The sequence below is a fragment of the Mycobacterium sp. SMC-13 genome (assembly GCF_045311035.1).
Lineage (GTDB): Bacteria > Actinomycetota > Actinomycetes > Mycobacteriales > Mycobacteriaceae > Mycobacterium.
Genome location: NZ_JBJIAI010000005.1, coordinates 209,698 through 221,398, shown reverse-complemented (window position 1 = coordinate 221,398; position 11,701 = coordinate 209,698). Strand labels below are relative to the sequence as shown.

At 69.4% G+C, this 11,701-nt stretch carries 11 protein-coding genes; 5 read left to right on the top strand and 6 right to left on the bottom strand.

Translation table 11 applies throughout. From position 1 onward, the window contains the following. Nucleotides 1-45: 45 nt before the first annotated feature. From ACJH6I_RS10080 to ACJH6I_RS10070, 3 genes are read left to right on the top strand one after another with little or no spacing between them, the layout of a single operon-like run. On the top strand, nucleotides 46-966 hold the full coding sequence (locus tag ACJH6I_RS10080) for an alpha/beta hydrolase (RefSeq protein ID WP_318985398.1): 921 nt from the start codon (nucleotides 46-48) through the stop codon (nucleotides 964-966). After that, nucleotides 963-2,147, top strand: a complete 1,185-nt coding sequence (locus ACJH6I_RS10075) for an LLM class flavin-dependent oxidoreductase (protein WP_212807296.1) — start codon at nucleotides 963-965, stop codon at nucleotides 2,145-2,147. The genes ACJH6I_RS10080 and ACJH6I_RS10075 overlap by 4 nt, the downstream gene beginning before the upstream one ends. Before the next feature lie 5 nt (nucleotides 2,148-2,152). Further along, nucleotides 2,153-2,863 carry an SIMPL domain-containing protein gene (locus tag ACJH6I_RS10070; RefSeq protein WP_318985397.1) on the top strand — a complete coding sequence of 237 codons (711 nt, stop codon included), beginning with the start codon at nucleotides 2,153-2,155 and terminating at the stop codon, nucleotides 2,861-2,863. Here ACJH6I_RS10070 and ACJH6I_RS10065 read toward each other — a convergent pair. The 5 genes from ACJH6I_RS10065 to dacB are packed head-to-tail and all read right to left on the bottom strand — an operon-like array spanning nucleotide 2,860 to nucleotide 9,069. Beyond that, entirely contained in the window at nucleotides 2,860-5,076 is a 2,217-nt protein-coding gene (locus ACJH6I_RS10065; protein WP_346415064.1) for a molybdopterin-dependent oxidoreductase, read from the bottom strand. The two genes, ACJH6I_RS10070 and ACJH6I_RS10065, sit on opposite strands and share 4 nt — an antisense overlap. A gap of 19 nt (nucleotides 5,077-5,095) precedes the next feature. After that, the gene (gene hpt / locus ACJH6I_RS10060; RefSeq protein WP_346415065.1) at nucleotides 5,096-5,695 is read right to left on the bottom strand and encodes a hypoxanthine phosphoribosyltransferase; all 600 of its coding nucleotides are present in this window, start codon (nucleotides 5,693-5,695) and stop codon (nucleotides 5,096-5,098) included. A gap of 22 nt (nucleotides 5,696-5,717) precedes the next feature. Beyond that, nucleotides 5,718-6,674, bottom strand: a complete 957-nt coding sequence (gene tilS, locus ACJH6I_RS10055) for a tRNA lysidine(34) synthetase TilS (protein ID WP_346415066.1) — start codon at nucleotides 6,672-6,674, stop codon at nucleotides 5,718-5,720. Then, the gene (locus ACJH6I_RS10050) at nucleotides 6,653-7,702 is read right to left on the bottom strand and encodes a zinc-dependent metalloprotease (RefSeq protein ID WP_346415067.1); all 1,050 of its coding nucleotides are present in this window, start codon (nucleotides 7,700-7,702) and stop codon (nucleotides 6,653-6,655) included. Before ACJH6I_RS10050 ends, tilS begins: the two co-directional genes overlap by 22 nt. Continuing rightward, a complete protein-coding gene (gene dacB / locus ACJH6I_RS10045) occupies nucleotides 7,699-9,069 on the bottom strand; it encodes a D-alanyl-D-alanine carboxypeptidase/D-alanyl-D-alanine-endopeptidase (protein ID WP_346415068.1) in 1,371 nt (456 codons plus the stop codon). The genes ACJH6I_RS10050 and dacB overlap by 4 nt, the downstream gene beginning before the upstream one ends. 89 nt (nucleotides 9,070-9,158) lie before the next feature. Between dacB and ACJH6I_RS10040 the strand changes: the two genes are divergently transcribed. After that, nucleotides 9,159-9,647, top strand: coding sequence for an inorganic diphosphatase (locus ACJH6I_RS10040; RefSeq protein WP_135356445.1), 489 nt, complete (start codon nucleotides 9,159-9,161; stop codon nucleotides 9,645-9,647). 65 nt (nucleotides 9,648-9,712) lie between these two features. Further along, the gene (locus tag ACJH6I_RS10035; protein ID WP_346415069.1) at nucleotides 9,713-11,119 is read left to right on the top strand and encodes a lipase maturation factor family protein; all 1,407 of its coding nucleotides are present in this window, start codon (nucleotides 9,713-9,715) and stop codon (nucleotides 11,117-11,119) included. On the opposite strand, the gene ACJH6I_RS10030 is transcribed toward ACJH6I_RS10035, so the two are convergent. After that, complete coding sequence (locus ACJH6I_RS10030; RefSeq protein WP_135356525.1) at nucleotides 11,116-11,670, bottom strand: TetR/AcrR family transcriptional regulator; 555 nt, start codon at nucleotides 11,668-11,670, stop codon at nucleotides 11,116-11,118. The genes ACJH6I_RS10035 and ACJH6I_RS10030 overlap by 4 nt on opposite strands. Nucleotides 11,671-11,701: the final 31 nt, after the last annotated feature.

Genomic DNA, 11,701 nt, shown 5'->3' with positions numbered 1-11,701 from the left:
GATCGGCAGTTCCCGGAGGGAAACCTGTGCTTTGGTGAAACGGTGATGACGTCCACCAAACGGTTAGTCGAGACCAATGGCGTGCAGCTGCAGGTCACCGAAGCCGGCGACCGCGGCGCACCAGTGGTGGTGCTGGCGCACGGCTTCCCCGAGCTCGCGCACTCCTGGCGGCACCAGATCCCGGCGCTCGCCGCGGCCGGCTACCACGTACTGGCCCCCGACCAACGCGGCTACGGCTGTTCGTCGCGCCCGGCAGCCATCGAGGACTACGACATCATCCACCTCACCGGGGACCTGGCCGGACTGCTCGACGAAGTCGGCGCCGAGCGCGCGGTGGTCGTCGGGCACGACTGGGGCTCGCCCGTGGTGTGCAACTTCGCGCTGCTGCACCCCGACCGGGTGCGGGCGGTCGCCGCGCTGAGTGTGCCGCCGGTGCCGCGGGCATCGGCGCCGCCGACCGAAATCTGGCGCCGGCGGGTCGGCGACAACTACTTCTACATCCTGTACTTCCAGGAGCCGGGCGTGGCCGACTCGGCACTGGGCCGCGATCCGCGCAGCACGATGCGCCGGATGGTCGCGGAGGAAGGCTTCGCCGCGCCGCCGGACTCGCTGGCGGACACCCCGCTGCCGCCGCTGCCGGACTGGCTCCCCGAAGACGAATTCGAGACGTACGTCAGGGCTTTCACCGAGAGCGGTTTCACCGGTCCGCTGAACTGGTACCGCAACTTCGACCGGAACTGGAAGCTGACGGAGACCACCCCCGCCGCGACCATCACGGTGCCGACACTGTTCGTGGGCGGCACTGCCGATCCGGTCCTGAGCTTCACGCCGCGCGACCGGGTGCGGGACGTCGTCACCGGCGACTACCGCGAGGTCATGATCGACGGCGCCGGGCACTGGCTGCAGCAGGAACGGCCCGACGAGGTCAACGCCATCCTCATCGACTTCATCGGAGGAGTGAAATGACGGGTCGCCCACTGGATTTCGGGGCCTTCATCACACCGTTCCACCCGGTCGGCCAATCTCCCACCACCGCACTGGAATACGACCTGGAACGCACCGTCCGGCTGGACCGGCTGGGCTACGACGAGGTCTGGTACGGCGAACACCATTCCGGCGGGTACGAATTGATCGCCTGCCCCGAGGTTTTCATCGCCACGGCCGCCGAACGCACCAAGAACATCCGATTCGGCACCGGCGTGGTGTCGCTGCCGTACCACCACCCGCTGATGGTCGCCGACCGCTGGGTACTGCTCGACCATCTGACCCGCGGCCGGGTGATGTTCGGGACCGGTCCGGGCGCGCTGCCGTCGGACGCCTACATGATGGGCATCGACCCCGTCGACCAGCGCCGCATGCAGCAGGAATCCCTCGAGGCCATCCTGGCCCTGTTCCGCGCCGCACCCGACGAGCGCATCACGCGGGAGACCGACTGGTTCACGCTGCGCGACGCCGCGCTGCACATCCGGCCGTACACTTGGCCGTATCCCGAGATATCCACGGCGGCAATGGTTTCCCCTTCCGGTCCGCGACTGGCCGGGCAGCTGGGCACGTCGCTGCTGTCGCTGTCGATGTCGGTGCCCGGCGGCTACGCCGCCCTCGAGACCACGTGGGACCTGGTGTGCGACCAGGCCGCGAAAGCCGGTCGGCCCGAGCCCGACCGGCGCAGCTGGCGGGTGCTGGGCGTCGTGCACCTGGCCGACACCCGGGAGCAGGCCATCGAGGACTGCACCTACGGTCTGGAGGATTTCTCGAACTACTTCGGCGCGGCCGGCTTCGTCCCGCTGGGCAGCCAGACCGGACCGGCGCCGACGTCCCGGCAGTTCGTCGAAGACTATGCGGCCAAAGGCAATTGCTGTATCGGCACGCCCGCCGACTGCATCGGCTACATCCAGGACATGCTGGACCGGTCCGGCGGCTTCGGCACGTTCCTGATGCTGGGCCACGACTGGGCGCCGCCTGCCGCCACCATGCACTCTTACGAACTGTTCGCCCGCGAGGTGATCCCCCATTTCAAGGGCCAGCTCACCGCGCCACGCGCCTCGCACGAATGGGCAAAAGGCCTGCGCGACCAGCTGTTCGGCCGGGTTGGCGAGGCCGTCGGCAACGCGATCGCCGAGCACAACAAAGACGCGTCGGTACGCTGACAACCATGCCATTTGCGACCCGACGTACTGCCGCCCTGACCCTCGCCGGACTTGCGATCGCCACCACCGTCGGCGTCGCCGGCTGCGGTTCCGACGACGCCAAGCCGGAGAGCCGCCAGGTCACAGTCGTCGGCAACGGCAAGGTCCAGGGCACGCCGGACACCCTGAACGTCACCGCGTCCATCGAGGCGACGGCGCCCGACGTCACCGCCGCCATGAACCAGACCAGCAGCCGTCAGCAGGCCGTGATCGATGCGCTGTCCGGGGCGGGCATCGACAACAAGGACATCGCCACCAAACAGGTCGAGCTGCAGCCCGACTACCGCGACGCCGTCATCACCGGATACCGGGCCAGCAACACCATCGACATCAAGGTCCGCAAGCTCGACACCGCGTCGCAGGTGCTGGCGAAGATCGTCACCGCGGGCGGTAATGCCACGCGGATCAGCAACGTCGCGTACTCGATCGACGACGACTCGCAGCTGGTGAAGGACGCCCGCACGCACGCCTTCGACGACGCCAAGGACCGCGCGCAGCAGTACGCGCAGCTGTCCGGGTTGAGCCTCGGCAAGGTGATCTCGATCTCCGAGGCCACCGGCGGCACCACCCCGACGCCGTTGCCGGCGCCGCGGATGGCGATGGCCGAAGCCGTGCCGCTGTCCCCCGGTCAGCAGACCGTCAGCTTCTCGGTGACGGTGATCTGGGAACTCGGTTAACCCGCCGCGGCGATCTCGACCGGAATGCCGTTCAGCACCGCGGTACCCGACAGCCGGTCCAGGTGGGTGCCGTCGTTGAGCTGGTTGACGTTGACGCCAGGATGGCTGCTCGCGAGCTGCTGACCGGTGCCACCGCGGTTGTGGCCCCAACCGTGCGGCAGCGACACCACGCCGCGCCGCATCACGTCCGTCACCTCGATCGGGGCCAGCAGTTCGCCGCCCGGGCCCTTGATGATCGCGACGTCGGTGAGGCCGAGGTCGGCGGCGTCGTCGGGGTGAATCTGCAGCGTGCAGCGGTTGGAGCCACCCGACAGCGCGGGCAGGTTGTGCATCCAGCTGTTGTTGGAGCGCAGGTGGCGGCGGCCGATGAGCAGGAAGCCGCCGGCCGAGCGGCTCAGCGCCTCGCGTAGCCGCGCCACGTCGGCGACGATCGGCTCCGGAGCGAGTTCGATTCTGCCACTGGGGGTTCGGAGCACCTCGGGGATTCTCGGCTGCATCGCGCCCAGGTCGATGCCGTGCGGATTGGCCTTGAGCTTCTCGAGGGTCAGCCCGCCGGGCTTGGCGCCGAAGGCGTCACCGTAGGGCCCGAGCCGCAGCATCATGTCGAGGCGGCGCTCATAGCCGGGGCCGGCGGGGAGCATGGCCGTCAGTTCGTCGACGTCGCGACCGGCGACCGGGGAATCCGGGTCGTGCGTCTCCTTGGCCAAGGTCAGCGCGATCACCTGCGCGTCGACCAGGGCGGGATCCGCTTGTGCCCCAAGACCGGTCAGGATCAACGCGATACGCGACAGGATTTCGGCCTCGCCCGGCCGGTCGGCCGGCGGCAGCACCGGCGGCGAGTAGCGCACGTTGTTGCGCACCGCGAGGTTGTTGAGCAGCACGTCGAAATGCGGACTCTGCGAAGGCGGGGGCGGCGGCAGGATGACGTCGGCGTGCCGCGTGGTCTCGTTGAGATACGGGTCGACCGACAGCATGAATTCGACACTGTCCAAGGCCTTGTCGAGCCGGTCGCCGTCCGGCGCGGACAGCACCGGGTTCCCGGCGATGGTGATCATCGCCTTTATCTGCCCCTCGCCCGCGGTGTCGATCTCCTCGGCGAGCGCGGTGGCCGGCAATTCGGACATCACCTCGGGGTAGCCAGAGACCCGACTGGCCCACCGGCCGGTCCGGAAGCCGCGGCCCGGCTTCGGTGGCCGCGGCGCCGGGACCGCCGCGCCGAGCGGGAACATCACCCCGCCGGGCCGGTCCAGGTTGCCGGTGAGGATGTTGATGACGTCGACGAGCCAACTGCCGATCGTGCCGAATTCGACTGTGGAGGTGCCGATCCGGCCGTACACCGCCGCCGTCGGCGCCGCCGCGAGCTCACGGGCCAGTTCGCGGATCTCGTCGGCGCCGACGCCGCAGGCCTGTTCGACAGCCTCGGGCGCGAAGTCGGCGGCCAGCGCGCGGACCTGCTCCACGCCGATGACGTGCTCGGCGTTCGCACCGAGATCGACCAGACCTTCGTCGAACAGCACATGCACGACGGCGAGCAGCAGCGCCGCGTCGGTCCCGGGCCGCGGCGCCAGATGCCGGTCGGCGAGCTTGGCGGTCTGGGTTCGCGCCGGGTCGATCACCACGAGCTTGCCGCCGCGCTTCTTCAGCGCCCGCAGCTTGCCGGGGAAGTCGGCCGCGGTGGTCACGCTGCCGTTGGACACCAGCGGATTCGCGCCGATGATCACGAGATGGTCGGTGCGGTCGAGGTCGGGCACGGTGAACGCGCCCGGGCTGCCGAACATCAGGCCCAGCGCAACGTGTTTGGGCATCTGGTCGAGCGTGCTGGCGCTGAACACCTGGCGGGTGCCCAGCGCTTTGAGGATCAGCGGGGCATACAGCGCGCCCGCGATCGTGTGCGCGTTCGGGTTGCCGAGGTAGACCCCGACCGATGCCCCACCGTGCCCGGCGATCACCGCGCCGAGCTGATCGGCGACGACGGCGTAGGCCTCGTCCCACGTGGCCTCGGTCAGTACGCCGTCACGACGGACGAGCGGGCGGGTCAGCCGGTCCGGATCGTTGTCGAGCTCACCGAAGCTGGCGCCCTTGGGGCAGATGAAGCCCGCGCTGAAGACGTCGTCGTGATCACCACGCGCGGCAGTGACACGGCCGTCGTCGATGGTGAGGGTCAGGCCGCAGGTGGCTTCACAGAAGGGGCAGATCCGGAGGGCGGTGTCCATGCTCCGGATTCTGCTCCGACTAGTGCTGTTCGTACACCTTCGGATCGAGCGTGCCGATGTACGGCAGGTCGCGGTAGCGCTCGTCGTAGTCCAGGCCGTAGCCGACGACGAACTCGTCGGGGATGTCGAAGCCGATGTGTGCGACGTCGATGTCGGCGCGCATGGCGTCGGGCTTGCGCAGCAGCGTGCACACCCGCAGCGAGCGCGGGCCCCGCGTCGCGAGGTTGCGCAGCAGCCACGACAGCGTCAGGCCCGAGTCGATGATGTCTTCGACGATCAGCACGTCACGGCCGCTGATGTCGCGGTCGAGGTCCTTGAGGATGCGCACGACGCCCGACGACGAGGTCGACGACCCGTACGAGCTGACCGCCATGAACTCGAGCTGCGTCGGCAGCGGGATCGCGCGGGCCAGGTCGGTGACGAACATGACCGCGCCCTTGAGCACCGTGATCAGCAGCAGATCCTGGTCGCCCGCGTCGGCGCGATAGTCCTCGGCGATCAGCGCGGCCATCTCGGCGATGCGCGCCTGAACCTGCTCCTGAGACAGGAGAACCGACTTGATGTCACCCGGATACAGATCCACGGCAACAGCGTGCCATGCCTCTGCGCCGAGTACCAAGACCGTCCCGCTCGGCGGTCGCTCACACGGGCCGGGCGGCGACTGTGAGCTGTCCGGCGCGGCGGGTCACGATCAATCGCTGGTACCGCAGCGGCGAGCTGACGGCGGCGCCGCCCTGCCCGTGCCAGTCCGCGACGAGCGCGTCGACGGCGCGCAGCTGGACGTCGGTGAGCGTGGTGGCGCCGACGCTCAGCAGCCAGGCGCGGATCACCCGGCGGCGCAGCGCGGCGGGGAGATCCTCGAGCCCGGCGACGGTGAGGCCCTCGCCGTCGCGCAGGGCAGCCAGGTGCCCGGCGGCCAGGGCGTCGAGGGCGTCGTTGTCCTCCCGCAGCGCGGCGGCGGTACGGGCCAGCGCCGGCGCGACGCCGCCGGCGAGCACGTCCTCCAGCAATGGCAGCACCTCGGTGCGCAGCCGGACCCGGGTGTAGCGCGGGTCGGTGTTGTGCGGGTCCCGCCAGGGCGTCAGTCCCAGTTCGGCGCAGACCGCTTCGGTGTCGGCGCGCCGCACCTCCAGCAGGGGCCGTCCCCACGGTGGGTCCCAAACCCGCATGCCGGCAATGGATCTCGGGCCCGATCCGCGCCCCAGGCCGAGCAACACCGTCTCGGCCTGGTCGTCGAGGGTGTGCGCGAGCAGCACCGGAGCCCCATCGCGGGCGGCGTCCAAGGCGGCGTAGCGCGCCGTGCGGGCCGCGGCTTCCGGTCCACCGTCGGTACCGACATCGACGGAGAGCACTTGCGCGTCAACGCAACCCAACTGCCGGGCCTGTGCCGCCGCAGTGGCGGCGACGTCGGCCGATCCGGTTTGCAGGCCGTGGTCGACGATCAGCGCGATGGTCGGTTTCAGGGCGGCGGCGACGGCGGTCAGTGCCAGCGAGTCGGCGCCACCGGAGAGCCCGACACACCACCGGTCGGCCGGGTGCCGGCGCGCGAAGGCGGTGACGGCCGCGCGCAGCGGGGTCAGAGCACTCGATCGATCCATCGCCGCGGCTCATCGATTTCGGTTGGCAGCGGCAGGGTTTCGGCATCGGTCCAGATCGCATTGAACCGCTTCATGCCGACGGTCGACACCACCTCGTCGACGAACTTCTTGCCGCGGGTGTACTGGGCGATCTTGGCGTCAACACCGAGCAGGGCGCGGACAATCCGTTGCAGCGGAGACTGTTTGCGGTGGCGGCGCTCGTCGAACCGGCTGCGGATGGTGGCGACCGACGGCACGACCGCCGGACCGACGGCGTCCATGACGTGATCGGCGTGCCCTTCCAGCAGCGTCCCCAGCACCAGCAGCTGATCCAGCGCACGCTGCTGCTCGTCGGACTGCATGATGCGCATGATGCCCAGGATGCCTTGCGAATTCGCGTCGGCGTCGCCGTCCCGCTGTGCCCGCACGTACTCCGCCAGCCGGCCGATGACGTCACCGGCATCCAGACCGGATTCGTCGGTCAGCACGGCGAGCGCCTGCGACATGTGTTCGGTGAGCCAGGGGTTCGCGCGGAACTGCACGCGGTGCGTCACCTCGTGCAGGCACACCCACAGCCGGAAGTCGGCGGGTTCGACCTTCAACTGCCGTTCGGCGGCAAGCACATTGGGCGCGACGAGAAGCAACTCGCCCCCGTTCGCCGCAAACGGGTCGTACTGCCCGAGGATGCCCGACGACACGAACGCCAGCACCGCGCCCGTCTGCGCCCCGGCGATCCGTCCGCCCAGCTTCGCGGCCAGGCCTGTGGGACTGGAGGTTTCGCCACCGGTCATCACCCGCATCGACTCGGCGGCAGCACGCACCCAGTCCTGCCGGTCGACGACGCGCGCTTCGGGCACTTCGGCGCCCTCGTTGAGGAGCGTCACCTCGCGCACCGGGAGCTCGGCCCGGCGCGCCGAATCGGCGAGCTGCGCGCGCACCTGGTTGCGGGTGTAGTCGGTGGTCGCCGGTTCCGGGCGGGTCAGCTTTGCCCCGACCGTGGCGGCGAAGCCCCAGTCGACGGCCCGGCCGACGGTCGGCTTCCGGCTCACGTGCCGCACCCGCAGGACCGGAACGCCGCGGCGAGGGCGTCCAGCGCGGTGCGTCCTTCCGGACCGGCGTTGTTGGAGATGAGCGCGAAGGTCAGGACCCGTCCGCTCTGGTCGGTGACGATGCCCGCCAGCGCGTTGGTGCCGGTCAGTGAACCGGTCTTCGCGCGCAGGTATCCGGCCGACGAGGTGTCGGCGTAGCGGTTCCACAGCGTGCCACTGCCGCCCGCGATCGGCAGGACGTCGAGCAGCGGGCGCAGGCGGGGCTCATTGGTGCCCGCGGCCGCGTTGACGACGTCGTCCAGGACCGTGGCAGTGAGCCGGTCGTTGACCGACAGGCCGCTGGCGTCGAACAGCGTCGCACCCGAGGTGGTCAGTCCGGCCTTCGCCAGCTGTCCGAGAACGGCACGTACCCCGCCGTCGAAACTCTGCGGCTGGTTCACCGCGGCGGCGACCTCGCGGCCGATCGACTCGGCCATCACGTTGTCGGAGGCGCCCATCATCTCGCGCAGGCGCTCGATCAGCGGCGGGGATTGCACCGCGGCGAGCTGCTGACCGCCGGCGGGGCTGGTGCGGAGGGTCACGTTGGCGGGGTCGACCCGCAGCGCCGCCGCCAGGGCGCGGCCGGCGTCGAGGGCCGGTGTCGTCGAGCGCTTGGACTCGACCGTGGTGGGCTGGACGCGACCGGCGTCGACCATCACCGACTGGATCGGCGCCCAGTCACCGCCCTCGATGTCGGCGACGTCCCAGCCCGGCGCCATGGTCGGGCCCGAGTAGAGGCTGGTGTCGACCTGAATGGCGCGGGGCGTGACGCCGGCCTTGCGGACCTGGTCGGCCAGATCGGAAATCCGGGCCGCGTCGCCGTACCAGGTGTCGGTGCCCGGCGGCGCCGCCGACAGCGTCGGGTCGCCGCCGCCCTTGAGCACCACGACGCCCGGGGTGTCGCCGGACACGACCGTGGTGGTCAGCCGCGCGTTGCGGTCGAGGGTCAGCAGGGCCGCGGCCGCCGTGAGGGTCTTGTTGGTGGATGCGGGCTGTAGCGGGACGTTCTCGCTCAGCCCCCACACCTGCGCGCCGGTGATGGCATCGGTGATCCGGCCCCCGAGAATGCCGAGATTCGGGTTGGCGGCCAGCGGCGCCAGCACGGCGGCGAGCTGCGCGGGCACCACTTGCGGCGCGTTGTCGGAGACCGGTTGCACGGCCGGTCGCGGCGAGACGAGCGCGGGCTGGGGCTTGACCGTCGCCCCGGCTGCCGGGACGGCATCATGCCGCGTCATCACCGCGGCGGCCGCCACCAGCGCGGCAACCAGCACGAGAACTGCCACGCCGATCACCACGTGGGTCGATCGGCGCCACCGGGTGGGCCGCATGTTGCTCCTGAACTCGTACGGGTCACTCAGCAGGGTATCGCTCGTCTAAGGTGTAGCCCGTTATCAGCACAGAGCTAAGGAGTCTCCCGGTGGAGCACGAAGTCGTCATCGAGATCCCCAAGGGTTCGCGCAACAAGTACGAAGTGGACCACGAGACCGGACGGGTGAAGCTCGACCGCTACCTGTTCACCCCCATGGGTTACCCCACCGACTACGGGTTCTTCGAGAACACCCTCGGCGAGGACGGCGACCCGCTGGACGCGCTGGTGCTGCTGACAGAGTCTGTCTTCCCGGGCTGCATCGTCGACGCTCGCCCGGTCGCCATGTTCAAGATGACCGACGAGGCCGGCGGCGACGACAAGCTGCTGTGCGTTCCCGCCGGTGACCCGCGTTGGGACCACATCCAGGACGTCAGCGACATCTCGGAGTTCGAGCTGGACGCCATCAAGCACTTCTTCGTCCACTACAAGGACCTGGAGCCGGGCAAGTTCGTCAAGGCCGCCGACTGGGTCGGCCGCAAGGAGGCCGAAGAAGAGCTGGCCCGCTCGATCGCCCGGTTCGAAGAGCAAGAGCACTAGTCTTTCGTTTTCACCGAGCCTGACCCGCCGTACGCTGGAAAGCGGCGGCGGGTCAGGAATCGGCGATGGATTGGTTCACAGCACCCGAATACTGGTTCAGCCGGCTGGTGCTGGAACGCGGCATCGCCGGCGTCTATCTGATTGCTTTCCTCTGCGCCGCAAGGCAATTCCGCGCCCTCCTCGGCGCGCAGGGCATGTTGCCCATTCCGCGATATCTGTCGGCGGTGTCGTTCCGGCAGGCGCCCAGCATCTTTCACTGGCATTACTCCGACACGTTCTTCGCGGCCGTCGCGTGGTCGGGCGCCGCGCTCAGTACCGCGCTGGTCGCGGGTGCCGGCGATCTCGTGCCGCTGTGGGCGGCGATGCTCCTGTGGCTGCTGCTGTGGGTGCTGTACCTGTCGATCGTCAACGTCGGGCAGCGGTGGTACGCCTTCGGCTGGGAGTCCCTGCTGCTGGAGGCGGGATTCCTCGCGGTGTTCCTCGGCAACGACTCCGTGGCGCCGCCCGTGCTGGTGATCTGGCTGGCGCGGTGGCTCGTCTTCCGCACCGAGTTCGGCGCCGGGCTGATCAAGCTGCGCGGTGACCGGTGCTGGCGCGATTTGACGTGCCTCTACTACCACCACGAGACGCAGCCGATGCCGGGCCCGCTGAGCTGGTTCTTCCATCACCTGCCCAAGCCGCTGCACCGGGTCGAGGTCGCGGTCAACCACTTCACGCAGCTGGTGGTTCCGTTCGGGTTGTTCGCACCGCAGCCTGTCGCCACCATCGCGGGCGCGATCGTGGTGGTCACGCAGCTCTGGCTGGTGATCTCCGGTAACTATGCGTGGCTGAACTGGTTGACGATGGTGTTGGCGTTCAGTGCGATCGCCGGGCCGGCGTCCGCCACACCCCTGCCCGCCGCAGCGCCGACGTGGTTCGTGGTGCTCGTCATCGGATTCAGTGTCCTGGTCATGGTGCTGAGCTACTGGCCGGTGCGCAACCTGCTGTCGCCGCAGCAGCGCATGAACGCATCGTTCGATCCGCTGCACCTGGTGAACACCTACGGCGCCTTCGGCTCGATCGGCCGTGTCCGGCGTGAGGTGGTGCTCGAGGGCACCGACGATGACGACATCACCGACGAAACCGTCTGGCACGAATACGAATTCAAGGGCAAGCCCGGCGCCGTCGGCCGGCTGCCGCGGCAGTGGGCGCCTTACCACCTGCGACTCGACTGGCTGATGTGGTTCGCCGCGATCTCGCCGACCTACGGGCGCCAGTGGTTCGCCGGCCTGCTGGAGCGATTGCTGCGCGGCGACGCGGACACACTGAAACTGTTGCGGCACAACCCGTTTCCGGATTCGCTACCCAAGTTCGTCCGCGCGCGGATCTTCCGCTACCGCTACGCCACTCCCCACGAACTGCGGCACGACCGGGTGTGGTGGCACCGGACGCCGGAAGGCGAGTACTTCCCGCCGGTCACGCTGCCCGACTAGTGCGCGGCTTCGATCCGGCCGGCCAGCATCGCGGTCCAGTCCGCGATGTACTCGTCATCGGGGATGTCCACCTGCGGGGCGTGGAAGACGACGCGCGTCGCCTGCTTGCCCAGCAGTGCGTTGACCCCGACCACGGCGATCCGCCGGGCGTCGGCCGGATCGAGGCGGGGCGCGCAACCCCTGATCCAGTCGGTCAGCTCGCTGTAGAGGCCGTCGACCAGAGCGGCATAGGCGGCGTTGACGCGGTCCGACTGGTCCGCCGGTGTGCGGGCTGCCACCTGCAGGAACTGGCTTTCCTGGTTCAGGACGCTCAGCACGTACCGGCCGAGCAGCGTGAGTTCGGTCCGCAGCTCGCCCTCGCCGGCGAACAGTGCGCTGATGTCGTGCATCGCGCGGCGCCGGTCCAGCTGCCTGTCGATCCCCGCGACGAGGACGGCCTCTTTTGTTTTGAAGTGGTTGTAGAGGGCGCCGCAGCCGGGCACCAGGCCGGCGGCCTTCTCAATCTGGGTGATGCTGGTGGCTTTGTAGCCCTGCTCGCTGAACAGCCGCATGGCCTCGGTGACCAGGCGTTCCTTGGTCCGT